At 70.9% G+C, this 24,150-nt stretch carries 19 protein-coding genes; 8 read left to right on the forward strand and 11 right to left on the reverse strand.

Annotated elements, in window-relative coordinates; genetic code table 11:
• Positions 1 to 742 precede the first annotated feature (742 nt).
• Genes ACLIBK_RS23950 through ACLIBK_RS23980 form a run of 7 tightly spaced genes read right to left on the reverse strand, consistent with a single transcriptional unit; the run spans position 743 to position 8,943 of the window.
• On the reverse strand, positions 743 to 1,756 hold the full coding sequence (locus tag ACLIBK_RS23950; RefSeq protein ID WP_415389824.1) for an LLM class flavin-dependent oxidoreductase: 1,014 nt from the start codon (positions 1,754 to 1,756) through the stop codon (positions 743 to 745).
• 13 nt (positions 1,757 to 1,769) lie between these two features.
• Positions 1,770 to 3,503: a hydantoinase B/oxoprolinase family protein gene (locus tag ACLIBK_RS23955; protein WP_415389825.1), complete on the reverse strand. Its 1,734-nt coding sequence runs from the start codon at positions 3,501 to 3,503 to the stop codon at positions 1,770 to 1,772.
• A complete protein-coding gene (locus ACLIBK_RS23960; protein ID WP_415389826.1) occupies positions 3,500 to 5,590 on the reverse strand; it encodes a hydantoinase/oxoprolinase family protein in 2,091 nt (696 codons plus the stop codon). The genes ACLIBK_RS23955 and ACLIBK_RS23960 overlap by 4 nt, the downstream gene beginning before the upstream one ends.
• Complete coding sequence (locus ACLIBK_RS23965; protein WP_415389827.1) at positions 5,587 to 6,321, reverse strand: ABC transporter ATP-binding protein; 735 nt, start codon at positions 6,319 to 6,321, stop codon at positions 5,587 to 5,589. Before ACLIBK_RS23965 ends, ACLIBK_RS23960 begins: the two co-directional genes overlap by 4 nt.
• Positions 6,318 to 7,097 carry an ABC transporter ATP-binding protein gene (locus tag ACLIBK_RS23970; RefSeq protein ID WP_415389828.1) on the reverse strand — a complete coding sequence of 260 codons (780 nt, stop codon included), beginning with the start codon at positions 7,095 to 7,097 and terminating at the stop codon, positions 6,318 to 6,320. Before ACLIBK_RS23970 ends, ACLIBK_RS23965 begins: the two co-directional genes overlap by 4 nt.
• Positions 7,094 to 8,059: a branched-chain amino acid ABC transporter permease gene (locus ACLIBK_RS23975; RefSeq protein ID WP_415389829.1), complete on the reverse strand. Its 966-nt coding sequence runs from the start codon at positions 8,057 to 8,059 to the stop codon at positions 7,094 to 7,096. Before ACLIBK_RS23975 ends, ACLIBK_RS23970 begins: the two co-directional genes overlap by 4 nt.
• On the reverse strand, positions 8,056 to 8,943 hold the full coding sequence (locus ACLIBK_RS23980; protein WP_415389830.1) for a branched-chain amino acid ABC transporter permease: 888 nt from the start codon (positions 8,941 to 8,943) through the stop codon (positions 8,056 to 8,058). The genes ACLIBK_RS23975 and ACLIBK_RS23980 overlap by 4 nt, the downstream gene beginning before the upstream one ends.
• Before the next feature lie 194 nt (positions 8,944 to 9,137).
• Between ACLIBK_RS23980 and ACLIBK_RS23985 the strand changes: the two genes are divergently transcribed.
• Positions 9,138 to 10,274, forward strand: coding sequence for an ABC transporter substrate-binding protein (locus tag ACLIBK_RS23985; protein WP_415389831.1), 1,137 nt, complete (start codon positions 9,138 to 9,140; stop codon positions 10,272 to 10,274).
• 37 nt (positions 10,275 to 10,311) lie between these two features.
• On the opposite strand, the gene ACLIBK_RS23990 is transcribed toward ACLIBK_RS23985, so the two are convergent.
• Together ACLIBK_RS23990 and ACLIBK_RS23995 are read right to left on the reverse strand one after the other, a co-directional pair.
• Positions 10,312 to 11,058: an SDR family oxidoreductase gene (locus ACLIBK_RS23990; RefSeq protein WP_415389832.1), complete on the reverse strand. Its 747-nt coding sequence runs from the start codon at positions 11,056 to 11,058 to the stop codon at positions 10,312 to 10,314.
• Complete coding sequence (locus tag ACLIBK_RS23995) at positions 11,055 to 12,338, reverse strand: pyridoxal-phosphate dependent enzyme (protein ID WP_415389833.1); 1,284 nt, start codon at positions 12,336 to 12,338, stop codon at positions 11,055 to 11,057. Before ACLIBK_RS23995 ends, ACLIBK_RS23990 begins: the two co-directional genes overlap by 4 nt.
• A 197-nt stretch (positions 12,339 to 12,535) precedes the next feature.
• On the opposite strand from ACLIBK_RS23995, the gene cofH reads away from it, so the two are divergent.
• From cofH to fgd, 7 genes are all read left to right on the forward strand, one after another.
• On the forward strand, positions 12,536 to 14,944 hold the full coding sequence (cofH, locus tag ACLIBK_RS24000; RefSeq protein ID WP_415389834.1) for a 5-amino-6-(D-ribitylamino)uracil--L-tyrosine 4-hydroxyphenyl transferase CofH: 2,409 nt from the start codon (positions 12,536 to 12,538) through the stop codon (positions 14,942 to 14,944).
• Entirely contained in the window at positions 14,941 to 15,918 is a 978-nt protein-coding gene (locus ACLIBK_RS24005) for an LLM class flavin-dependent oxidoreductase (RefSeq protein ID WP_415389835.1), read from the forward strand. The genes cofH and ACLIBK_RS24005 overlap by 4 nt, the downstream gene beginning before the upstream one ends.
• A gap of 10 nt (positions 15,919 to 15,928) precedes the next feature.
• The gene (locus tag ACLIBK_RS24010; protein WP_415389836.1) at positions 15,929 to 16,930 is read left to right on the forward strand and encodes an LLM class flavin-dependent oxidoreductase; all 1,002 of its coding nucleotides are present in this window, start codon (positions 15,929 to 15,931) and stop codon (positions 16,928 to 16,930) included.
• A gap of 109 nt (positions 16,931 to 17,039) precedes the next feature.
• Positions 17,040 to 17,810 (forward strand): coenzyme F420-0:L-glutamate ligase, encoded by a 771-nt coding sequence (gene cofE, locus ACLIBK_RS24015; RefSeq protein ID WP_415389837.1) that lies wholly within the window; start codon positions 17,040 to 17,042, stop codon positions 17,808 to 17,810.
• Positions 17,807 to 18,745 carry a 2-phospho-L-lactate transferase gene (gene cofD, locus ACLIBK_RS24020; protein WP_415389838.1) on the forward strand — a complete coding sequence of 313 codons (939 nt, stop codon included), beginning with the start codon at positions 17,807 to 17,809 and terminating at the stop codon, positions 18,743 to 18,745. The genes cofE and cofD overlap by 4 nt, the downstream gene beginning before the upstream one ends.
• Complete coding sequence (cofC, locus tag ACLIBK_RS24025) at positions 18,742 to 19,380, forward strand: 2-phospho-L-lactate guanylyltransferase (RefSeq protein ID WP_415389839.1); 639 nt, start codon at positions 18,742 to 18,744, stop codon at positions 19,378 to 19,380. The genes cofD and cofC overlap by 4 nt, the downstream gene beginning before the upstream one ends.
• A 39-nt stretch (positions 19,381 to 19,419) precedes the next feature.
• The gene (gene fgd / locus ACLIBK_RS24030; RefSeq protein ID WP_415389840.1) at positions 19,420 to 20,421 is read left to right on the forward strand and encodes a glucose-6-phosphate dehydrogenase (coenzyme-F420); all 1,002 of its coding nucleotides are present in this window, start codon (positions 19,420 to 19,422) and stop codon (positions 20,419 to 20,421) included.
• 226 nt (positions 20,422 to 20,647) lie between these two features.
• Here fgd and ACLIBK_RS24035 read toward each other — a convergent pair whose 3' ends face one another.
• The gene (locus ACLIBK_RS24035) at positions 20,648 to 22,522 is read right to left on the reverse strand and encodes a hypothetical protein (RefSeq protein ID WP_415389841.1); all 1,875 of its coding nucleotides are present in this window, start codon (positions 22,520 to 22,522) and stop codon (positions 20,648 to 20,650) included.
• An 843-nt stretch (positions 22,523 to 23,365) separates the two neighbouring features.
• Positions 23,366 to 23,587 (reverse strand): hypothetical protein, encoded by a 222-nt coding sequence (locus ACLIBK_RS24040; protein WP_415389842.1) that lies wholly within the window; start codon positions 23,585 to 23,587, stop codon positions 23,366 to 23,368.
• Positions 23,588 to 24,150: the final 563 nt, after the last annotated feature.

Here is a 24,150-nt window from a genome sequence, read left to right on the forward strand (position 1 = left end):
CCGGTGATGATCTCGACCGTCCCCCTGCCCATGACCTTACAGCCGACCTTACGCCCGACGTTAAGGCCGCCAGCCTCAACGCACGTCAGCGGCCAGAGAAGGCGATGGAGGCCGGACGCTTACACCGCTGCGGTCACAACACCCTCCATCTCCGATGGAGAGAGCGAATCACTATCCCAACTGCGCCGGAACCCTCCACGAGTCAGCAATCAGGACCGGGCGTATAAGCGGGGCTTGCAATTGCTGGATCGTGTGCAGGCCGTTGTGCCGTTAACTTTGGGCTGCGCAACCTCAGAGGTACCGGTGCTGCTGGGCTACGCTGATGGCGAGGTGGTGTAGAGGATCACCGGGCGCTCCGGCTGGCGCTGCTGCAGCCGCAGCTGGACCCCTGTGCTACGCCGACACGGATCGGCTCAGGGACGCCCGCCGGGTACGCTGCTGCAGGTGCCTAGGCTGGTGCTGATACGGCAGCGGCCCGGGACGGCCAAGGACAAGCCCTTACATCGCAGAGCAGGCGATGGCTCATCACTTTCATGTCCACGCCGCGCTCACCACGTACGGCTGCCTAGCCCACGCCGACGCGGTGATGCAGCGCGCTCACCAGTTGCCACGACTCTGCGCGGCTTCACGGCTCTAACATCGCCGATAAAGTGCTCCAGCCAGGGCAGGCTTCTGCGCGTACGGCCACCAGCGTCGCAGAATCTGAGTGGATGCTTCACGGCCCTTCCTGAAAGCCGTGTTATCAGGCGATCTTTGGCATGACCTCTTCCGCGAAACGCTCCATCTGGTCCAGCAGCTCCTGCACGTCGTTGGCCGCGAAGTAGAGGCCAAGGAAATGGGTGACGCCGGCCGCTTTCAGCCGCTCAGCCTTCTCGATCACGGTGGCCGGGCTGCCGATCAAGTTGATGTCCTCCATGGACATGCCCTTCTGGTCCTTCAGCGTGGACTTGCTGAGGGAGAGCAGGTGCTGGTGCATCTGGCTCTGCCGGTAACGCGCCACCGCTTCCTCGTCCGTGTTGCCGAGATGGACGATGAACTGTGGCGCCACGTGGATGGCGGCCGGGTCGCGGCCCTGCGCCGCCGCGGTCTCGTGCAGCCGGTCCACCAGCGGGCGGAGCTGTGCCGGTGGCATGCCGGCGGGGATCCAGCCATCGGCGGATTCCGCCACGCGGCGGATGTGGTTCGGGCTGTTGCCGCCGAAGTAGATCGGTAGCCGTTCCTGCTTCGGCTTGGGCGCCATCTCCACGTCGTGGAAGGCGTAGTACTTGCCCTGGAAGCTGGTCACACGATCGCGGAACAGCAGGTTCAGGGCGTGCACCCCCTCCTCCACCATGTCGCCGCGATGCGCCTTGCTGCCCGGCCAGAGCGCCTCGAACTCCTCGCGATAGGCGCCGACGCCGACGCCGATCTCCAGTCGCCCGCCGCTGAGGTGGTCCAGCGTCGCGATCTGCTTGGCCACCACTACGATGTCCCGCCGCATCGGCAGCACCAGGATGCCCGTGCCGAAGCGCAGCGTCTTCGTTTGAGCCGCGAGCCAGGCGTAGGTCACCAGCGGCTCCCAGAAGCGTGGCGCCACGGGGAACTCGGCGCGCACGTAGTTCTGGGTGGTCATGTGGTCGTTGCCCCAGACCGAGTGGTAGCCGAGGGCCTCGGCGTGCTGCGCGATGCGCAGCAGGTTGGCGGGGTCGGAGAAGGGGATGGGGTAAGTCAGCCCCTCCATGCCGGTGGGCAGGCCCGCGCTGATGGTCACGCTCATCGGGATGCTCTCCTCAGGCGCCTGCGCGCGCCGCTCGTGTCGCCGCGAGGTCCGCGCTGCCATCGGCCGCGAGCACCACGCCGTATTCGTCCCGCGCCGCTTCGGGCGAGACCATGCCCAGCCGCACGTCGCGCGCCACCAGCGCCGGGTCGCGCTTGCGCGGATCGCCGAGGCCGCCGCCGCCGGGCATGTTGATCACCAGCGTTTCGCCCCGTCCCACGGGCTGGCGGCCCTTGCCGGCCAGGACCTTGCCGCTCTTCAGCGTCAGCGTACCGGTCTTGCCGTCGCGCCCGCCGTCGCGGCCGCGCGGGGGAAACAGCACGCGGTCGTAGTTGGCGGAGACCGTGTAGGGCGCGTCGTCCAGGCTGATGACCTCCATCACCTGGCCCAGCCCGCCGCGGAACTCGCCGGCGCCGCCGGAATCGGTGCGGTATTCCTTGCGCCGCACCAGCAGTGGCGAGAGGGCTTCCGTCACCTCGATCGGCACGTTGCGCACGCCGCTCGGGAAGGCGGTGGCGGAGAGACCGTCCTTACCCGGACGCGCGCCCGTGCCGCCGGAATGGAAGGACATGACGTTGAAGACCCGCGCCTTCATCAGCTCGACAGGTGATGCGTCCACCGCGCCCGGCCCGCCCAGCGCCATCAGGTTCCACAGGCAGGAGGTGCCCTCCGCCGGCACGTGCCCGCCCAGTGCCTGGCCGAGGCAGCCGATCACCAAGTCGGGCAGCAGCTGGCCGGTGATGTGCCGCGTGGCCACCGGCAGCGGCCACTTGGCGTTGAGGATGCAATCCTCGGGTGCGCTGATGCGGATGGGGGCGAGCGAGGCCTCGTTGTTCGGCACCTTGGGCGCGACGATGCACTTCACGCCGAAGCTGGAATAGGCCTCCGTGTAGCAGAAGGGCACGTTGATGCCGTAGCCGGAGGGCGGCGAGGTGCCGGTGAAGTCCACCCGGATCTCGTCCTCCGCGACCGTCATGGTGGCGACCAGGGTCAGCGGCTCGTCGTAGCCGTCCACCTGCATCTCGTTGCGCCAAGTGCCCTTGGGCAGGGCGCGGATCGCCTCCAGCGTCGCCTCGCGGGAACGGTCCAGGATATGCGTGCCCAGCGCATCGAGGTCGGCGATGCCGAACTCCTCCATCATGCGCAGCAGGCGGCGCGAGCCGACCTCGTTGCAGCCGGCCAGGGAGTAGATGTCGCCCACCACCTGTACGGGCTCGCGCACGTTGCAGCGGATCAGGTCCACCAGGGTCGTGTCTACCACCCCCGCCGTGGCGAAGCGGCGGATGGGGATGTAGATCCCCTCCTCGTAGTTGCTGCGCGCTTCCGGCCCCATGCCGCGCCCGCCCACGTCGATCACGTGGCAGGTGCAGGCGAAAAGGGCGACCAGCGACTCGCCGCGGAACACGGGCGTGACCACGGTGAAGTCGTGCAGGTGCCCCGTGCCCTTCCAGGGGTCGTTGGTGATGAAGACGTCGCCGGGCCGCATCGTGTCGGCCGGGAAATCGGTCAGGAAGTGCCGCACCGCGCGGGCCATGGAGTTCACGTGGCCGGGCGTGCCGGTGACGGCCTGGGCCAGCATCGCGCCCGTGGCGTCGAAGACGCCGGCGGACACGTCGCCGGCCTCGCGGGTGGAGGTGCTGAAGCCCGTGCGAACCAGGGTCTGCGCCTGCTCCTCCACCACGGCGATGAGGCGATCCCACATCACCTGCAGGCGGATCAGCGCCATCGGGTCACCGGACATGCTCATGCCGCCCTCCGCGTCATCACGATGTGGCCGAGGCCGTTGATCCGCGCCTCGAAAGCGGCGGTGACGTAGGTGGTGGTCTCGTCCTCCACGATCAGGGCCGGGCCAGGCACTACCGCGCCGGCGGGAAGGCCGTCGCGCAGGAACAGGGCCACCGGCGCAGCGCGGCCCGTGGCGGGGTCGGCCAGTTCCACCGTCTCGGCGGGCGCAGCCTGCGTGTCCGGCAGCGCCGCCGGCAAGGGCGGCATCGGGACCTCGGGTGTGGAAAGGCGGACCTGCCAGCCCGTGATCTCCACGGGCAGGCCCGGGATTTCCCGCCCGAACTGCGCGACGTACTGCGCGACGAAGAGGGCGCGCAGCCGTTCCGCATCGGCGGCCGTGAAGGGCGCGCGTTCTACGGCCACCGAAAGCTCGTGCCCTTGGCCACGGTAGCGCATGTCGGCGGTCCAGTTTTCCGTAAGCGGAGCCTCCGGCGCGGCCGGGCGGATCACCGCCTCCGCCTCGCGCCGCATCTCCTCGCGCATGGCGTTCAGCCCGGCCACGTCGAAGCCCGCATCGGCCACGCTGTGCCGGGTGCGCGCCACCTCGTAGGCCACGGGAGCGAGCAGGAAGCCCACCGCCGAGCCGACACCGGCCCCGGTTGGGACGACGACCGTGCCGATATCCAGCTTCTCCGCCAGTCGGGCAGCGTGCAGCGGGGCGGCACCGCCGAAGGCCACCATGGCGCGGCCGGCCAGTTCCTTGCCGCTTTCCACGGCATGGACACGGGCGGCGTTGGCCATGTTCTCCTCAACCACCTCCACCATGCCCAGCGCCGCCGGCACGCCGTCCAGCCCCAGCCGGGTGCCGACGCTGTTCGCCACGGCCTCGCGGGAAGCCACCGCGTCCAGCGCCATCTTCCCGCCGGCGAAGCGGTCGGCGCGGATGCGGCCGATCACTAGGTCGGCATCCGTCACCGTGGCGCGAGTGCCGCCGCGGCCGTAGCAGGCGGGGCCAGGCTCGGAACCGGCGCTTTCCGGCCCCATCTGGATGCGGCCCAGCGCGTCCACCGTGGCGATGGAACCGCCGCCAGCGCCGATCTCCACCATCTCGATTACGGGGATGCGGATGGGGATGCCGCTACCCTTCAGGAAGCGGTACTGCCGCGCCACCTCGAAGCTGCGGGAGAACAGGGGCTGCGCGTCGTCCACCAGGCAGATCTTCGCCGTGGTACCGCCCATGTCGAAGGAGACGATGCGGTCCAGCCCGTACTGCGCGGCCAGCCGGGTCGCCAGGATGGCGCCGCCGGCCGGGCCGGATTCCACCAGCCGGATCGGATAGCGGCGGGCGAGTTCCACCGTGGTCAGCCCGCCGGCGGAGGTGATCAGAAAGATGGGTGCGGTCACCCCGTCCGAGCGGAAGCGCCGCTCCAGCCGGTCCAGGTAGCGGTCCATCACCGGCTGCACGTAGGCGTTGGCGCAGGCGGTAGACCAGCGCTCGTATTCCCGCAACTCCGGCGACACGGCGGCGGAGAGGGTTACCGCCATCTCCGGCGCCAGTTCCGCCAGCATGGCGCCCACTCGCTCCTCGTGCGCGGGGTTGGCGTAGGAATGCAGAAAACCCACCGCGACCGCCCTGACGCCCTCGGCCCGCAGGGTCGGCACCAGGGCGCGCACGGCCTCCTCGTCCAGCAGGTCGACCACATTGCCGCGCGCATCGACCCGCTCCGGCACGGGCAGGCGAAGCTGGCGCGGCACCAGCGGCTCCGGCCGGTCCATGAAGATGTCGTACTGCTCGAAACGGTTCTCGTAGGCCATCTCGATGGAATCGCGGAAGCCCTGCGTGACCAGCAGCGCGGTCCTGGCGCCCTTGCGCTCGATGATGGCGTTGGTGGCCAGCGTCGTGCCGTGGATCACCAGGGACAGGTCGGCATGCGTCAGCCCGGCATCGGCCAGCACCAGCGCGGTGCCGGCGATCACCGCCTCCTCCGGTGCCTGCGGGGTGGTCAGCACCTTGCGGCTGAAGCGCCGCCCCTCCACTTCCAGGGCGAAGTCGGTGAAGGTACCGCCGATGTCGACGGCCAGACGCGCGGAACTCAGGGCCAGACTCATGCGCCCGCACTCTCCTTGATGTTACCGCCGAGATAGGCCTCGCGGATGCGCGGGTCCTCCCGCACGGCGGCGGCCGGGCCTTCCATGAACTTCCGGCCGAGTTCCATGACGATGGCGGTGTGCGAGATAAGCAGTGCGCCGTGCACGTTCTGCTCCACGATCAGCACGGTCACACCCGTGGCGGCGATGTCCTGCACCGCCGCGAAGACCTCCCCCTGCATCTTCGGGGACAGGCCGAGGGAGGGTTCGTCCAGCAGCAGCAGCTTGGGCGCAGTAACCAGCACCATGGCCGTTTCCAGCACCTGCTGCTCGCCGCCCGAGAGGTTACCCGCCGCCACCGACCACTTTTCCCGCAGCATCGGGAAGAGCGACACCACCCGGTCGGTCCGTTCCCGGTGCAGCTTCGCCGGTAGGACGTAACAGCCCAGCTTCAGGTTCTCCGCCACCGTCATGCTGGGGAAGTTGCAGCGCCCCTGGGGCACGAAGGCGATGCCGCGCCGCAACCGCTCCGTGGGGTCCACGGTGTGGATGTCCTGGCCCTCGTAGACCACCTGCCCCGCGAACCAGCGGTTGGTGCCGTAGATGGCGCGCAGCAGTGTGGACTTGCCCGCGCCGTTGCCGCCGATCAACGTGGTGATGCTGCCTGGCGGCAGGCGGGTGGAGAAGTCCCGCACGATCGGCACCTCGCCGTAGCCGGCGCTCAGCCCCACTAATTCCAGCGCGGGGGTCACGACACCGGCTCCGCCGGCGCGACGCCGAGATAGGCTTCCAGCACCCGGTGGTCGCGGTGCACGGCTGCGGGCGGGCCCTCAGTGAGCTTGCGGCCGCGGTCATAGACGATGACGTGGTCGCAGAGGGCGCTGATGAAATCCACGTTGTGCTCGACAATCAGAAAGGCGGTGCCGCCGCGGTTGGCGCGGCGCAGGATCTCCGCCACCTCGTTGATGCGGGTCGGGTTCACGCCCGCCACGGGCTCGTCCAGCACCACCAGCTTGGGTTCGGACATCATGGCGGCGGCGAAGGCCAGCAGCTTCTTCTGGCCGTAGGAGAGCACCACCGCCGGCGCGTCGATCAGCCGGGTTAGGCCGACCAGTTCAATCAGTTCCCGCGCCCGCGCTTCCGCCCTGCCCCGCCGCTCCCGCCAGGCACGGCTGCGGAACAGCGCGCCGGACCAGCCCAGCCCCTGGAAGGGCTTGTCCACCACCAGCAGGTTGTCCAGCAGGCTGTAGCCGTCATAAACGCGCACGTCCTGGAAGGTACGCGTGAGGCCGCGGCGCGCGATGGCCTGGGGCGGCAACCCGCGCAGGTCTTGCCCGTCGAAGCGGATCGTGCCGGCATCGCTGCTCTGGAAGCCGCTGATGCAGTCGATCGTGGTGCTCTTGCCTGAGCCGTTTGGTCCGATCAGCCCGGTGATGCTGCCGGCCCGCACGGCCAGCGAGGCGCCGTCCACCGCCCGCACGCCGCGAAAGGCCTTGTGCAGCCCCTCGACCTCCAGCAGGGCGGTCACGAGAGCATTGCCCGAAGGATGGCGATGCGCCGGTCCTCCAGCCATCCCGTGACCCCGCGGGGCATGTAGAGCATGGCCGCCACCAGGATGGCGCCGTAGATCACCATGCGCAGGTCGTTGGAGAAGCGCAGCATCTCCGGCAGCGCCACCATGGCGGCGCCGGCCAGCACCACGCCCCAGAAGCTGCCCGCGCCACCGATGATCACGATGATCAGGAAGGTCTGCATATAGTAGAAGTCGAAGATCAGCGGGTCCACCACGCGCAGGTGAAAGGCGAAGATTCCGCCCGCCGCACCCGTGATCACCGCCGCCACGGCGAAGGCCGCCAGCTTGTAGGGTAGCGGCGAGATGCCCTGGGACTGCACCAGCGGCTCGTTCTGCCGGATCGCCTTCAGCACCAGCCCGATGCGGGACGTGCCGAGCAGGTGCAGGAAGCCCAGCGCCAGCACGGAGAAGCCCAGCGCGATGAAAAGGAAGCGCCGGCTGCCCTCGAAGACAAAGCCGAAGGCTTCGGGCGGCGGCAGGCCGGGGATGCCCATGGGACCGTGCGTCAGGTCGATCCAGTCGCGCGACACCAGGGTGCAGAGCAGGGCGAAGGTCAGGGTGGCCACCACGAAGGCGTGACGCCGCGTGCGCAGCAGCGGCAGGCCGATCAGCAGCGCCAGCACGCCGCTCACCAGCGCGGAGGCCAGCACACCCAGCCAGAAGCTGCCACCGTGGTCCTTCACCACGATGGCCGAGGCGTAAGCACCCACGCCCCAGAAGCCGAGCTGGGCGAAGGAGAGCAGCCCGGCATAGCCGTAGACCAAGTTGAGCGAGGCCGCGGCCACCGTCATTAGCAGGCCGGAGATGGCCACGCTGATGATGTAATTGGAGCTCGTCAGCGAGGGCAGCAGGGCGAGCAGCAGCATCGCGGCGGTCGCGAGCAGCGCCTGCCCGCGCGGGGAGAAGAGGATGCTCATCCGACGCGCATCGCCCCGCGCTGGAACAACCCGTCCGGCCGCAGGATCACCGCCAGGATCATGACGACGAAGACCACCCCTTCCTGCCAGACGATGTCGAAGAAGCCGCCCACGAAGCTCTCCACCAGCCCCAGGGCCACGGCGGTGACGATGGCGCCGGGGATGTTGCCCAGGCCGCCGATCACCACCAGCGCGAAGGCCTTGAAGATCACCGCCTGGCCCATGCCGGGCTGCACGAGCTGGATCGGTGCCAGCGCCCCGCCGGCGAGGCCGCAAAGGCCCGCCGCCAGCCCGACCGCGTTGCGCGACACAGCGCGGGGGCTGATGCCCACCATCAGCGCCGCTTCCCGGTTCTGCGCGATGGCGCGCATGGCGCGGCCGAACTGGGTGAAGCGCAGCGTGGCGTAGAGGCCGAGAAAGGCCAGCAGCGCCACCCCCGCGCCGATTAGCCGCGTCCAGGTCATGCGAATCTCGCCGAACTCCAGCCCGTCGAAGCCGTAGGCCGTGTCCACCATGCGGGGGGTCGCGGTGAAGATGTATTGTGCACCGTACAGCAGCACCATGCTCAGCCCGAGGGTAATCAGGATGCTGCGCTCGAACTCCTTCGGCCCGACGCGGGACAGGAAGAGCTCGTAGAGCAGCACGCCCACCGCCGCCGTGACCAGCACCGCCACCAGCAGCGCGGGCCAGTAGCTCAGCCCGAAGGCGGGCAGCACCAGCGCCATGGCGAAGCCGCCCACCATCATCAGCTCGCCATGGGCGAAGTTGATGATGTGCAGCACGCCGAAGATGAGCGCGAGGCCCACGGAGATCAGCGCGTAGAGCAGGCCGAGCATCAGCCCGTTCAGCAACAATTCAATCAGGTAGCCCGGCTCGACGCCCATTCACTCCTCCAGCGTTCCGGCCGCGCGTGCGCCGCCGGTGCTTCGCCGCCGCAGGATCGGCATGCAGGCGGCGCAGCAGGGCGAGCAAGGCCTGTGCCATGCTGCGGGTGTTGTCGTCCGCGTTGATTGGCCTGACAGTTGCATCGCGCTTTCGCGTCCCACCCTGGCGCAACCCTCACCCGAAAGGCGATCCCATGTCGTTGAGAGCCGCGCTGCTGGGCTTTGGTGCCGCGGTCGCCCTGACCGTGTCGGCTTCCGCCCAGAATATTCTCATCGGCGTGGGCGCGCCCACAACCGGGGCCGCCGCCGCCGCGGCTGTGTGGCAGCGCTGGGGGCTGGACATCGCGGCGGACCGGATCAACGGCGCCGGCGGCGTGCTTGGCCGCCCTATCGAGATCCGCTCCTACGACAACCGCTGTAATCCGTCGGAAGCGGTGAACGTCACCAACCGCCTGATCGAGGACAAGGTGGTCGCCATCCTCGGCATGCATTGCAGTTCGGCCACCCTGGCCGCCATGCCGCTGATCCAGACCGCGCGCATCCCGATGATCGAGGCCATCGCCAGCAGCCCGCGCATCACGGAACTCTCGGGCAAGGGCGGTAACTCCTGGACCTTCCGTATAAACCCCTCCGACCAGGACATGATGGACGGGCTGGGCCAGTACCTCGCCGATTCGGGGCGCTGGAGGCGCTTCGCCGTGCTGGGCGAGGACACGGATTTCGGCCGCGGCGGCGCCGCCGCCTTCCAGGTTGTGGCGCAGCGCCACAACCTGCAGATCATTTCGCAGGACTTCCACCCGCAGAGCCTGCCGGACTTCACCTCGCTGCTGACCCGCATCCGCCAGAGCCGGCCGGACGCCATCGCCATCTTCCAGTTGGCCGGCGATCAGGCGAACATGCTGCGCAACGCCATGCAGATGGGCCTGCGCATCCCCTACGCCGGCCGCTTCGACCCGGGCGGCAACAACGCGCAGATCATCGCCGCCGGCGGCATGGAGAATTCCATCACCGCCTGGACCTACAGCGCGGAGATCGACACGCCGGAGAACCGGATCCTGGTGGAGGAAACCCGCCGCCGCTTCAACTCGGAACCGCTGCTGCAGACCTGGGCGGGCTACGACACCCTCCGCCTGGCCGCGCAGGCCATCACCGAAGCCGGCAGCGCGGACCCCGAGAAGGTGCGCGACGCACTGCAGCGCATCCGCTTCGGGAACGTCCTGGGCCAGGAAGTGAGCTTCGACGAGAACAACCAGGGCGGCCGCACCGTGGTGATCGAGCGCGTGGCCAACCGCCGCGTGGTGGTGGAGAAGCTGCTGCAACTGCAGCGCTGAGGTGCCGGCACGGCGCGGGGAACAGCCCCGCGCCACGCTACCGCCCACCTGTCACCCGCATCACCGTGGCGGTCATGTAGCTCGCCGCGTCCGAGAGGGCGAAGGCCACGGCGCCCGCGATCTCCTCCGGCGTCGCCGGGCGGCCCATCGGGATGCTGGCGGAGATGGCGGCCAGCTTCTCCGCCCCCAGCCCCTCCGCCAGCAGCTCCGTGGCGACGAAACCGGGCGCCACGGCCACCACGCGGATGCCCTCCCGCGCCACCTCCCGCCCCAGACCCAGCGTCAGCGTGTCCACCGCGCCCTTGCTGGCCGCGTACCACACCCACATGTCGCCGCTGCCGGACAGGGCGGCGTTGGAGGAGATGTTCACGATCACCCCTCCCGCCCCGCCGTGACCGCGCGCCATGCGCCGCACCGCTGCCTGGGCACAGAGCAGCGTGCCCACCACGTTCAGCTCAAGCACGGCGCGCATCATGGCGGGGTCTGCCTCCGCCAGTTGGCCGGAAGCACCGGTGATCCCGGCATTGTTCACCAGCCCGGAAAGCGGGCCCAGCGCCGCTTCTGCCTCGACAAAGAGCCGCTCCACCTCCGCCTCGCGCGACACATCGGCCGCGATCGCCACGGCACGCCCGCCGCCGGCCCGGATCTCCGCCGCCAGCGACTCGGCGGCCTGCGCCCGCTCGCGATAATTCACCGTCACCGCGTACCCCGCCCCGGCCGCCGCGCGGCAGATGGCGGCGCCGATGCCGCGCCCGCCGCCCGTCACCAGAACGTGGCCGCTCACGCCAGGGCTTCCGCTCGCTCGCCATAGGCGGCGCGCATCGCCGCCAGGGCACAGTCCAGGTCGCGTGGCACGGCCGGCACCTCCGGCATGGCAGCCGCCGCCGTTGCCGGGTCCTTCAGCCCGCCCGCCGTCAGCAGGATCACCACCCGCTCCTCCCGCCGGATGCGTCCCTGCGCCACTAGGGCTTCCACCGCCACCAGCGCCGCGGCGGCGGAGGGCTCGACCCAGAGCCCTTCCTCGCAGCCCAGCAGGGCTTGCCAGCGCAGGATTTCCGCGTCGCCCACGGTCACGGCGCAGCCGCCGCTGCGCCGCAGCGCGTCCAGCGACTGGAAGGTACCTCGATCCGCGCCGATGGAGGTGGCCAGGCTCGGGGCGTTGCGCCGGAACGCCGGCAACTCGTCCCCCCCGCTGGCCAGCGCGGCGCCGAGGGAGCCCGACACTTCCGCCGCGACGAGGCGGGGCACGGCGCGCGTCCAGCCCATCGCCACCATCTCCTCGAAGCCGCGGCGGATGGCGGCCAGCGCATCGCCGTAGCAGACGGGGATCACCACCCAGTCCGGCACCGCCCAGCCCATCGCCTCCGCCATCTCGTAGGCCAGGGTCTTGTAGCCCTCCAGGGCCAGCGGGTTGCTGCCGGTCGCGGGGGTGCTGAAGGGCGAGGTGGGAAACCAGCCGAAGCGCTCGATCCCCTCCTGCAGCAGGTGCAGCCGGTCGTCGCGCTCGGCATAGACGACCAGCGCGCCCAGGGCCCGCATCTGCGTCACCAGCGGCGCGGAAGCGCCCCGGAACGTAAACACCACGCAGGGCATCCCCGCCCGCGTCGCGTAGGCCGCCGCCGCGGCCCCCGCATTGCCCGAGGAGGAGGAGACGATCACCCGCTTGCCCATGGCGCGCGCGGCGGAAACACCGGCGCAGGCGAGGCGGTCCTTGAAGGAGCCGGTCGGCTCGCGGCTCTCGTCCTTGGCAAAAAGTGCCTCCAGCCCGAGCAGCGCCCCCAGCCGCGGCAGCGCCAGCAACGGCGTACCGCCTTCCCCGAGGCTCACCGCCTCGCCGGCGGCCACCGGCAGCAGTTCTCCGTAGCGCCACAGCCCCGGCCCGGACGGGGCGGGCGGACGCGGTGCCAGCATGGCCGGGTCGTACTCCACCGCCAGCGCGCTCGGCGCCGCGTCGCGGCAGTTCGGGCAGTCGCGGTCGTGATATTCCAGCGGGTATGGCGTGGCGCAGCGCAGGCAGTGCAGCGCCCTCGCGAAACTGGCGGCCGGCCGGGTGATGCTGTCCAATGGAATCGTCCGCGAGAGGAGGCGCAGTGGAGGTGGCCAAGCTAACGGCGTGTCCGGAAAAGGGTCAATCGCGGCTTACCGCCGCGGCATTCCATGGCATGAATCCTGCTGTGCCCGGGCTGCCGGGAATTGAGCACAAACGCGCATCGCCGGTCCGCCGCGGGGATGGCGGCGCGCGAGGAGTACCAGGTCCGATCATGACTGCCGATCCGCTCGCCGATCGCCGCGCCGCCCTGGCCGCGGAAGCCGAAGCGCTCCTCCCTCAGTTCGAAGCCCGTCACCTGCCCGCGCTGCTCGCCGAAGCGCGCGCGCTGCGCGAGGCGGCGCATGGCGGCGTGGTCACCTATTCGCGCAAGGTCTTCATCCCGCTGACGCGGCTGTGCCGCGACGTCTGCGCCTACTGCACCTTCGCCAAGACGCCGCGGCAGGTCGCGCGGCCCTTCTTGTTGCCGGAGGAAATTCTCGCCATCGCCCGCGCAGGGCGGGACGCCGGCTGCCACGAGGCGCTCTTCACCCTCGGCGACAAGCCGGAGTTGCGCTACGCCGCCGCCCGCGACGCGCTGGCCGAGCTCGGCTTCCGCAGCACCCACGAGTACCTGACGCATGCCTGCGAACTGGTGCTGCGCGAAACGGGGCTGCTGCCGCACGCCAATGCCGGGCTGATGCCGCGCGAGGAGATCGCGGCTCTGCGCCGTGTCAGCGTGTCCCAGGGCATCATGCTGGAGAGCGCCTCGGCCCGGCTGCTGGAGCGCGGCGGTCCGCATCACGGCTCGCCCGACAAGGACCCGGCGGCGCGGATCGCCATGATCGACGCGGCCGGGGAACTGGCCGTGCCCTTCACCTCCGGCATCCTGATCGGCATCGGCGAGACCCGCGCCGAGCGCCTCGAATCCCTCCTGGTGCTGCGCGAGCTGCACCGCCGCCACGGACACATCCAGGAGGTCATCGTCCAGAACTTCCGCGCCAAGCCCGGCACGCGCATGGCGGGCTGCGAGGAGCCGACGCCCGAGGAGCTGCTCTGGACCGCCGCCGTCGCCCGCATCCTGCTGGGCGGGGCGATGAACATCCAGATCCCGCCCAACCTGTCCTTCGCCGGCTATCCGCGCCTGCTGGAAGCCGGGATCAACGACTGGGGCGGCATCTCCCCGGTCACGGCGGACCACGTGAACCCGGAAGCGCCCTGGCCCGCCATCGCCGCGCTGGCCCGCGCCACGGAGGCGGCGGGCGGCACCCTGACGGAACGCCTCGCCCTTTATCCCGCCTACGCCGCCGACCCGCTGCGCTGGGTGGACGTCGCGCTGCGGCCGAAGCTGCTGGCTGCCAGCGACGCCGCCGGCTTCGCGCGCACCGATCCCTGGTCGCCGGGCGAGCTGACCGCGCCTACGCCCCTGCCCAAGCCCGGCCGCCGCAGCCCGACGCTGGACCGGCTGCTGGACCGCGCCGCGCGCGGCGAGCGACTGGAGGCAGCGCAGGTCGAGCGTCTTTTCGCCGCGCGCGGGCCGGACATCCCGCAGCTGGTCGCCGCCGCCGACGCGTTGCGTGCCCGCGTGTCCGGCGAGACGGTGCGCTACGTCGTCACGCGCAACATCAACTACACCAACGTCTGCACCCTTTCCTGCCGTTTCTGCGCCTTTTCCAAGGGACGCGCGCAGGAGCAGCTGCGCGGCAAGCCCTACGATCTCGCCCTGGAAGAAGTCGCCCGGCGCGCCGCGGAGGCCTGGGAGCGCGGCGCCACGGAAGTCTGCATGCAGGGCGGCATCAACCCGCACTACACGGGCGAAACCTACCTGGCGCTGCTGCACACGGCGAAGCGGGCTGCGCCCGGCCTGCACGTTCACGCCTTCTCGCCGCTGGAAGTGGCGCAGGGCGCGCGCACGCTGGGACTGTCCGTGCCGGAGTTCCTGGCGCGGCTGCGGGATGCCGGGCTCGGCTCCCTGCCCGGCACCGCGGCCGAAATCCTGCACGACGCGGTGCGGGAACGCATCGCACCCGGCAAGCTCGGCACGCGGGGATGGCTGGAGGTGGTGGAGGCTGCGCATCGCGCCGGGCTGCGTACCACCGCCACGATCATGTTCGGCCACGTGGAGGCGCCGCACCACTGGGCCGCGCATCTCCTGCACCTGCGCGACCTGCAGGCGCGGACGGGCGGCTTCACCGAGTTCGTCCCCCTGCCCTTCGTGCACATGGAAGCGCCGATGTTCCTGCGCGGCGAGGCCCGCAAGGGTCCCACCTGGCGCGAGGCGGTGCTGATGCATGCCGTGCCGCGCCTCGTGCTGCATCCGCTGATCCCTAACATCCAGGGTTCCTGGGTGAAGCTGGGTCCCGCCGGTCTCGCTGCGGTGCTGGACGCCGGCGCCAACGACCTCGGCGGCACGCTGATGGACGAGAGCATCTCCCACGCCGCCGGCACGCAGCATGGCCAGGAATACGCCCCCGCCGCGATGGAAGCGTTGATCCTCGCCGCAGCCCGCGTCCCGCAGCAGCGCACCACCCTCTACGCCCCCGCGCCGGCCGAGCGCCGCGCCCGCAGCCTCACTGCCGCGCCGCTCGCCGAGCGGGTGCAGACGCCCTTCCGCAAGCACCCCATCCCGGAGCACCTGGCATGAGATGGCCCGCGACGCTCGGGGCAGCCTTCGAGGGCCGCTCCTCCCTGTCCGCCATTCCCGCCCTGGCCCGCGCCGCGGAGGGCGCCGGGGCCGGCACGCTGTGGATGGCGAGCCACCTGTTCCTGCGCGACCCCATCACCAGCGCGTTGGTGGCGCTGCAGGCCACGCAAACGATCCGCGTAGCGCTGATGGCGATGAGCCCCTTCGCCATGCACCCCGTCCACATCGCCATGGCGGCGGCCGCGCTGGACGAGTTGCATCCCGGCCGCGTCGTGCTCTGCCTGGGCAGCGGCGCGCCGGCGGACCAGGAAGCGGCGGGGATCGAGGCGGCGCACCCGCTCGCGGCCATGCGCGACGCCGTGCTGATGTGCCGCGGCCTGCTGGCCGGGGAGGCGGTGCGGCACGAGGGCAAGGTGTTCCGCCTCGGCGGCCAGCGCGCACTGGCCAATGGCCGGGCCGAGGTGCCAATCATCCTCGCCGCCTCCAAGCCGCGCATGCTGAAGCTGGCGGGCGAGATCGCCGACGGCGTGCTGCTCTCCGCCGCCGCCTCCGAGCCCTTCGTGCGACAAACGCTGGAAACCTTGGAGGAGGGCGCCGCGGGCCGGGACTTCGCCAGGATCGGCCTGGTCTACGCCGCGCGCGTGGCGCCCGGGGAGGACCGGAACGCGGTGCTGGACCCCATCCGCCGCCGCCTCGCCTTTATCCTGCGCGGCGCGCACCATGCCGGGAACCTCGCCGCCGCCGGGACGCAGCTGGATCAGGCGCGGCTCTACGCCCTGACCATGGCGGGGGATTGGGACGAGGCCGCGAGGCTGATCGGCGACTCCGTGATGGCCAACCACGCCGCCGCCGGCACGCCGGCGGAGATCGCGGCCGGCGTCGCCGCGCTGCGCCGCGCCGGGCTGGACGAGGTGGTGGTGGCCGGCAAGGACGACCCCGAGGACCTGGCCGCCATCCTGCGCGACGCCGCCTGAAGGACCCCGCATGAAGTACAGCGTCTGCCTGCCCACGGGCTTCGAGGGGGTAATGCACCCCATCCCCTTTGTGGAGGCCACCGACTTCGTGCCCCTGGCGCAGCTCTGCGAAAGGCTGGGCTACGACGGCGTCTGGGGTAACGACCACATCAAGACGCAGCACTACGTGCAGGAGAAGTATCCCGGCAAGACGCCGCGCTTCTACGAGGTGATGACCGTGCTGGCCTTCTGCGCGGCCGCCACCACGCGGCTGCGCGTCGGCACCGCCGTGGCCGTGCTGCCGATGCGCGATCCGCTCTGGCTGGCCAAGCAGGCCGCGACGCTGGACGCCATGTCGGGCGGGCGGCTGGACCTTGGCATCGGCATCGGCGCCTATCGCGAAGAGTTCGCTTCCTGGGCGCCGCGCCTCGCCCCCACCGCGCGGCGCGGCGACATGCTGGAGGAAGGGCTGCGGCTGCTGCGGCAGCTGCTGACGGGCGAGCCGACGGAGTTCGAGGGGCAGTACTACGCCTGCAAGGACACGCAGCTCTCCCCCACCCCGGCGCAGACGCCGCTGCCCATCTTTGTCGGCGGCCACAACATGGCCTCCGTGGAGCGCGCGGCACGCTGGGGCCAGGGCTGGCTGCCGGGCTGGCGTCCCTGGCCGGAGATGCAGGAGCGCATCCAGACCCTCCGCCAGCGCGCGGCCGAGCTGGGCCGCGACCCCGACAGCATCGAGATCGCGCCGGAGTTTTCCGTGACGGTGGGCCGGACCATGGAAGAGGCGGAGGCGCGCTACATGGCCTCCGGCTTGGTAGCGCACCGCATCTCGCTGAACTACACCGGCCGCGACCTGTCCAAGCAGGTGGAGTGCAACCTGATCGGCTCGCCGGACGTGATCCTGGAGAAGGTGGCGGGGCTGCGGGCAATCGGCGTGCAGCACTGCTGCGCCCTGATGTTCCCCACCGACACGCTGGGCGAGTACCGGGAGCAGCTCGCTTGGTTCGCGGAGGTGGTGAAGCCCGGCGCGTGACCTGCGCTCTCGCGTCCCGCCGCTCCGGCCCGCACACGCCGCGCTCCCGGACCGGCCGCCCCCGCCCCCCTTTGTTCGACGCGCGAGCGGGCGCATAACCCGCCCCCGCATGCTGCCGGTCACCCTCACCCTCACCGCCCTGCCCGGGCTGCCGATGGTCCGCGCGGGCGACGACCTCGCAGCGCTGCTGGTGGCGGGGATCGCGGCGGCGGGGCTTGCGCCGCAGGCGGGCGACGTGCTGGTGGTCGCGCAGAAGATTGTGTCCAAGGCCGAGGGGCGGCGGGTCCGGCTGGAGGCGGTGACACCCTCCCCGGAGGCGTTGGAGATGGCGGGGCGGGTGGAGAAGGACCCGCGCCTGGTTCATCTCATCCTATCCGAAGCGCGGCGCGTCGTGCGCGCCCTGCCCGGCCTGCTGATCGTGGAGCATCGGCTCGGCCATATCATGGCCAATGCCGGCATCGACCAGTCCAACGTCGCCCTCCCTGGGGAGCCACCGGAAGCGCTGCTGCTGCCGCTGGACCCGGATCGCAGCGCCGCCGCCCTCTCCGCCGCGCTGTCCGACCGCTTCGGCTTACCCCTCGCCGTGATCGTCAACGACAGCTTCGGCCGCCCCTGGCGGCGCGGCACGGTGGGCGTGGCGCTCGGCGTGGCCGGGCTGCCCGCGGTGCTGGACCGGCGCGGCAGCCCGGACCTGTTCGGCCGCCGGCTGGAGCACACGCTGATCGGGCTGGCCGACGAGGCCGCCGCCGCCGCCTCCCTGCTGATGGGCCAGGCGGACGAGGCGCGGCCGGCGGTGCTGCTGCGAGGGCTGTGCTGGGACGCGCCGCCCAGCCCCGCCAGCGCCCTGCTGCGCGACGCCGCGGAGGACCGTTTCCGTTGACCCGCATCCTCGCCCTGTCCGGTGGCATCGGTGGCGCCAAGCTCGCCCTCGGCCTGCAGCACGTGCTGGCGCCCGGAGAACTGACCGTGGTCGCCAATGTCGGTGACGACTTTGAGCATCTCGGCCTCTCGATCTCGCCCGACACAGACACGCTGCTCTACACGCTGGCGGGGATCGAGAACCCCACCACGGGCTGGGGCCGGCGCGACGAGACCTGGACCTTCATGAAGGTGCTGCGCGAACTCGGCGCGCCGGACTGGTTCCAGCTCGGCGACGGCGACCTGGCGCTGCACGTGGAGCGCACGCGCCGGCTGCGGGCCGGGGAGACGCTCTCGGCTATCACCGCCGACGTCGCCGCGCGCCTGGGCCTCGCCACGCGTATCCTGCCCGCCAGCGACGATCCCGTGCGCACGCGGGTGCGGACGGAGGAAGGCTGGCTGGACTTCCAGGACTGGTTCGTCGGCCGCCGCTGCGCGCCCCTGGTCCAGGCACTAGACTTCGTCGGCATCGGCGCGGCGCGGCCCTTGCCCGCAGTCCTCGAAGCCCTGGCCAATCCGGCGCTGGAGGCGGTGGTAATCTGCCCGTCCAACCCCTTCATCAGCGTGGAGCCGATCCTCGGCATCCCCGGGCTGCGGGACGCAATCCGGGCGGCGCGAGCTCCGGTGATCGCCGTCTCTCCCATCATCGGCGGCCAGGCCGTGAAAGGGCCGACCGCGAAGATGATGGCGGAACTGGGGCTGGAGGTGGATGCCGCCGCCGTGGCCGCCCGCTACGCGGATCTGCTGGACCTCTTCGTCTTGGACGAGGTGGACGCCGCCCTGGCGCCGCGGCTGGGGCTGCGCAGCATCGCCGCGCCCACCTGGATGCGCAGCCTGGAGGACCGGATCGCCCTCGCCCGCACCGTGCTCGCCGCCGCCGAGGGGCTTCGCCCGTGAGCAAGGATATCTGGGCGGTGGTGCCGTTAAAGGTCACCACCGGCTCCAAGCAGCGACTTTCCGCCGCGCTGCCGCCCGCCCTGCGCCAGCGCCTGGCGATCGCCATGTTCGGCGACGTGCTGGCCGCCCTGACCGCGTCGCCGGAACTCGCAGGCATCGTCGCCGTGACGCTGGACCCGGAAGGCACCGCCATGGCCCGGGCCGCCGGCGCGCGGATCGTCACGGAGGGTGCGCTGGACGGGCACACCGGCGCCGTGACCGCCGCCGCCCGCCTCCTGGCCGCCGAGGGGCGCGGCACCATGCTGGCCCTGCCCGGCGACCTGCCCCTCCTTTCCCCGAGCGACATCACGGTCCTGACGCGGGCGCACGACACTGCCTGCACCATCGTCCCCGGCCATGACGGCCGCGGCTCCAACGCCGTGATGCTCACGCCGCCCGATGCGCTCCCACTGCAGTTCGGCAATGACAGCTTCGTGCCACACATGGCCCGGGCAACGGCGCTGGGGTTGAACCCTCGTAAGCTCGTGCTTCCGAATATTGGCCTGGACATCGACACGCCGGAGGAGCTGGCCATGTTCCGGGCTCACCCCTCCCAGGGCCGCGCCTGGGCGCTGCTGGCGCAAGAAGCGCCCTGAAAACCGCCGCGCGATCGGCACCACCGGAGAGGTTCAACCATGCGATTCGGCTACAAGGCCTCGGCGGAGCAGTTTGGGCCACGCGAACTGCTGGACTTCTCGGTGCTGGCGGAGGAGGTCGGTTTCGACAGCGTCTTCATCAGCGACCACTTCCAGCCCTGGAAGCACACGGACGGGCACGCGCCCTTCTCGTTCGCCTGGCTCGGCGCGCTCGGGGCCCGCACCTCGCGCATCGTGATCGGCACGAGCGTGATGACGCCGACTTTCCGGTATCACCCTTCCGTGGTCGCCCAGTGCTTCGCGACACTGGGCGTCATGTTCCCTGACCGCTTGGTACTAGGCGTCGGCACGGGCGAGTCTCTGAATGAGGTGCCCTCCACCGGGATGGTCTGGCCGGAGTTCAAGGAGCGCTTCGCACGGCTGCGGGAGTCCATCGCGCTCATCCGCCGACTCTGGACGGAGGATCGCGTTACCTTCGAGGGCGAGTACTACAGGACAGCAGCTGCTACGATCTATGACCGTCCGGAAAGGCCTCTGCCGATCTTTGTCGCGGCTGGTGGCGCACTGGTCGCAAAATATGCCGGACGCGCCGGCGATGGCTTCATCTGTACCTCCGGGAAGACACAAACGCTTTACACAGAGACACTGCTGCCGAACGTCGTGGCAGGCCTCGCTGCTGCGGGAAGAGAGGGCACGCCTTACACGCGGATGATGGAGGTGAAGGTCTCCTTCGATACCGACGCCACGCGCGCGTTGGAGGACACCCGTCACTGGGCCGCATTGGCCCTCTCCGCCGATGAAAAGATGTCGGTCGAGGATCCACTCGAGATGGAGCAACTGGCGGCGGCACTGCCGCTGGAGCGCGCCGCCAGTCGCTGGATCGTCTCGGCCGATGTGGATGAGATGGTGGAGCGCATCACAGCGTACGCCGCACTTGGCTTCTCCCACCTGGTTTTCCACGCACCTGGGCCGGATCAGCCGCGGTTCCTGCGGCTATTCGGGGAGAAGGTGCTGCCCAAGCTGCGCGATCGCTGCAGCTAAGGTGAGAAGAATAGTCCTGCCCGTTCCGTCCAGGGCAGCCTTCAGTTCACAAGTCGGCTCTGCCTGCTCGATCTCCTCCAAAGGTGCTGGTGAAGGGGCCAAGAGTGTTCGTCACAGACCAACCGGGCGGATCGGCCGCTGCGGCCAGCATTCCTGGGCGTAGCGAAGGCCGGCAGCCAGGGCTCCCCTTCCTCCGCCGGCGGCGCGGGGGTTGGTGTGTCGTCGCTCATCGCGCCGAGATCCCGCTGCTGGAGGAGATGCTGCGGCCGCCGCTGATCCCGCCGCTGGAGCGAATGCCGGCACTTGCCGAGATCCCGCCCCGCGCCGCGCCGCCGGCGGTGCGCGGCTTCGTGGTCGGCTCGCCCACCGCGGTGTCGGCCAGCGCCCGCCCGGCGCCTCGGCTGGTGGCCGCCATGGTGCCGCTGCCGTAGGCCGCCTGCAGCGCCGGCCCGCCCGGCAGCGAGGACAGCGTGGCGGCCACGGCCGGTGCCAGCACCGCCGCGTGCAGGGCGCGCACCGCCGAGTGCTCGGCGTTGTTGGTGTTCGGGCTGTTGGGGCCCACCGGCTGCGGCACCAGCCCCAGGGTCATCTTCCCCAGGTTGGTGGCGAAGTGCGCCAGGTAGGGCCCGGTCATCAGCGACGACGGATCGCGGTCGTACTTCGCCGAGGACACCATGTTGATGAACGGGCTGAGGTTCCCGAAGGCGCCCGCCCGGTCCAGGTTCAGGATGGTGCGCACCCACGGGTCGCGCTCATCCTGCGCTTGGGGGTTGAACAGCCGCTCGCGCAGCTCCGACACGCCGTACTGCATCGCGCCCAGGCTCATATAGCCCACCAGTGGCCCGATCAGCCGCGCCCGGTCGGCCATCGTGTAGCCCTCGCCGGACACCCCCTCTCCCGCCTGCTTGATCGAGCGCAGCAGCACGTTGCGGGTGAAGGCGAACATGAACGACGTGATACCGTAGGCCAGCCGGCCCACCGGGCTGCCTGCCAGCGCCGGCTTGTCCACCGCCTGCGGCTCCTGGATGGACTCGCGCACGAAGCGCCGGATGGCGCCGCGGTACACCTGTGCCTCCGGGGCGTTGCCCAGCAGGTCCGGCAGCGTCGGCACGCCGTCGTTGCGCCCCAGCCCGGCGTGCATCGCCCGGGCCTGGTTCTCGTCCAGCCCCAGCTCCGCCAGCAGCCGCGCCGAGCTCGCCCGGGTGCTGGCACCCTCCGCGACGTCGGCCGCCAGCTGGCGCACCCACACCTGGCCGATCTTGGTCGCGGCCACCTGCTGGGCGCTGGTGATCGCGTACATGCCGGTCTGGCGGAACATCTGGCTGGTCAGGTTGCGCTGCATCGCCGGCGCGCTCTGCGTGTCCATGCGCGCCGCGATCGTGGCATCCGTCAGCCCGTCGCTGATGATGCCCATCATCTCGGCGGCCTGCCGCGCCTGCCGGGTGTCGGCGGTGTTCAGCAGCGCCTTGTAGGACTCGTGCACCGCCTTCAGCCCGGTGAGCGGATTGCCGGTGCGGCTGCCCACGGTTCCGGCCTCCACCAGCCCCGACAGCACGGCACGCGGCAGCACTGCCAAAGTCCCCAGGGTCTGCACCCAGTTGCCCATGGCCACGGCCGGGCCGGAGGAGGCCGTGCGCAGCGTGCCGGTGCTGGCCGCGAACCAGCCGCGCATCAGGGCGATGTCGGCCGGCGGCACGCCGCCGCGGCGCATGGCGGTGAACATCTCCTCCGCCTTCTCGCCGGATTTCCCGAAGCGCCGGGTGAACTCGGCCAGCCGCGAGGTGCGCTCGAAGTAGTGGCTGAGCGCCTGGCGCGGGTCGGTCACCAGCCAGTCCCGCATCAGCGTATCGGTGTCGGCCGGCAGCGCGCGGCCCTTGGTGAAGTTCCCGGTGGGGGTGTGGGCGTAGTCGGCAGCCCCCCGGCCGACGCCGGACAGCCGGTCGATCCAGTCTTCCGCCGCGGCGCGGGCGTCGGCGGCGTTCAGGCCCACCCGCCGGTAGACGCGCTGCGCGGCCTCGGCGAAGCCTTCCGGGTCGGCCAGGATGCGGTCGGCGTCGTACATCCGGGGGTAGTAGCGGCCGCGGGTGTAGCCCAGCTCCAACCCCGGCTTCCTTCAGGTAGTCGTGCTGCTCGTCCAGCAGGCGGCGCACCGATGCCGCGCGGGCCGCCTCCGCGGCGTCGCGCGCCCGGCCGGTGCCCGTCAGGATGTCGCGCAGCCGCTCCTCGGCGGCGACGTCCGGCACCCGGCCGATCAGGTTGCCCAGCCGGTTGGTCATCGCCTTGGCGCGGGCTTCCACCGCAGTCTGGAAGGTCTCGGCCACCCGCCGGCCCGTGCCGGGGTCGGTCGCCAGGTGATCGGCCAGCTGCGCGATCTCCGGCACGTTCGGGTAGCGCTCCGCGATGGCGCGCATGCCGGCGCGCGACGAGTAGGTGAACCACTGCCAGTTGTTGCGCAGCCCCTGCAGCGACGTCGAGGCGGATAGCCGGTTGCGCAGCCGGCGTGCCTGATCCAGGGCCGGGTCCAGCAGCAGCCGCTTCACCAGGGCGGGATCCAGCGGGTTGGTGTAGAGCGTGCTGCCATTGGCCTCGCCGTTCTGTCGGACTCGTGCCTGCGCACGCTCAGCACGGCGAGCAGCGGCAGCTTCAAACTGCGCCCGGTCCTTCACGCGAGATGAGGATGCGTAGCCGCGATCAAACGCTTCCGGGTCGCGGTTGCGCATCCGTGCCACATCAGCGTCGTCGGCAACGCTGTCCAGCGACCGGCCCGTGGCGCCGTAGGTACGCCCGTCGCCATAGGCCGTGGTGGCCTGCCCGTTGGTGATCTCGCCACGCTGCTCGTACAGCCGGCGCCGATCCGGATCAGCTTCGATGCTCTTGCGGATGTCCGCTACCGCGGCTTCGAAGAAGTCATCACGAGCAGGTGCGGCCTCGCCGGCGCGCGCTGCTACCGCTTCCGCACGCTCCGCCGCAGGCGCAGCAGGTCGCGCGGGCGGGGCCGCATCGGGAAGCCCCGATTCGGGTCGATCCGCTGCGCCGCGAAACTCCGGCCCTGCTTCAGCACGTGCAGCCGCAGCGCCGCCCTGCTCCGGAAGCGCAGGATCTGGCGCATCCGCCCGGGCCGCATCCGGCGCAGCACCTGCTCCACTCCGTCGTCCAACGTCGGCATTCACCGCCTCCTGCACGCGCTGGCGCCGCATCTCCGGCGTCATGGCGCGGATCTCGTCTTCCAGCATGCCGGCACGGCGCAGCGCCGCGTAATCGGCTTGCCGCTGCGCCGGCGTCGGGGGCGCTACGCGTTCCCGCACATCGCGAGCGGAATTCGGTGCAGCTGCCGCTGCCGGGCGATTTTCAGCCCCGACCACTCGCCCGGCAGGAGGCACTTCAGTTTCGGCGGCGGGGGCCGCCAGACGGCGCTGCGCGGGCGGGGCTTCGAGGGCTTCGGGCGCCGCAGCACCAGTCGCGCCTTCCTGCTGCCCGAGGACGCGTTGGCGGCGCGCCTCCGGCGACATCGCGCGGATCTCGGCCTCCGGCACACCCGCACGGCGAAGCGCCGCGTAATCGGCCTGGCGCTGGGCGAGGGAAATGTTGCGCGGCGCGTCGGGGCTCCCTAGAGGCTGTTGTGGACCTGCTCCAGGTTGAGGAGGTTCTTGAGCATGAGGCAGGCGAAGGCGACGAGATGCAGGCCCGCGAGGGTTTCGGGGAGGCGCTCGTAGTCACGGACGAGGCGGC

Source organism: Roseomonas sp. BN140053, from assembly GCF_047690175.1.
Taxonomy (GTDB): Bacteria; Pseudomonadota; Alphaproteobacteria; order Acetobacterales; family Acetobacteraceae; genus Roseomonas.

Excerpts from the sequence above, each read along its gene's own strand:
- ACLIBK_RS23950 (WP_415389824.1), bottom strand. The coding sequence starts at position 1,756 with ATGAGCGTGACCATCAGCGCGGGCCTGCCCACCGGCATGGAGGGGCTG.
- ACLIBK_RS23955 (WP_415389825.1), bottom strand. The coding sequence starts at position 3,503 with ATGAGCATGTCCGGTGACCCGATGGCGCTGATCCGCCTGCAGGTGATG.
- ACLIBK_RS23960 (WP_415389826.1), bottom strand. The coding sequence starts at position 5,590 with ATGAGTCTGGCCCTGAGTTCCGCGCGTCTGGCCGTCGACATCGGCGGT.
- ACLIBK_RS23975 (WP_415389829.1), bottom strand. The coding sequence starts at position 8,059 with ATGAGCATCCTCTTCTCCCCGCGCGGGCAGGCGCTGCTCGCGACCGCC.
- ACLIBK_RS23980 (WP_415389830.1), bottom strand. The coding sequence starts at position 8,943 with ATGGGCGTCGAGCCGGGCTACCTGATTGAATTGTTGCTGAACGGGCTG.
- ACLIBK_RS23985 (WP_415389831.1), top strand. The coding sequence starts at position 9,138 with ATGTCGTTGAGAGCCGCGCTGCTGGGCTTTGGTGCCGCGGTCGCCCTG.
- cofH (WP_415389834.1), top strand. The coding sequence starts at position 12,536 with ATGACTGCCGATCCGCTCGCCGATCGCCGCGCCGCCCTGGCCGCGGAA.
- ACLIBK_RS24005 (WP_415389835.1), top strand. The coding sequence starts at position 14,941 with ATGAGATGGCCCGCGACGCTCGGGGCAGCCTTCGAGGGCCGCTCCTCC.
- ACLIBK_RS24010 (WP_415389836.1), top strand. The coding sequence starts at position 15,929 with ATGAAGTACAGCGTCTGCCTGCCCACGGGCTTCGAGGGGGTAATGCAC.
- cofE (WP_415389837.1), top strand. The coding sequence starts at position 17,040 with ATGCTGCCGGTCACCCTCACCCTCACCGCCCTGCCCGGGCTGCCGATG.
- fgd (WP_415389840.1), top strand. The coding sequence starts at position 19,420 with ATGCGATTCGGCTACAAGGCCTCGGCGGAGCAGTTTGGGCCACGCGAA.
- ACLIBK_RS24040 (WP_415389842.1), bottom strand. The coding sequence starts at position 23,587 with ATGCCGACGTTGGACGACGGAGTGGAGCAGGTGCTGCGCCGGATGCGG.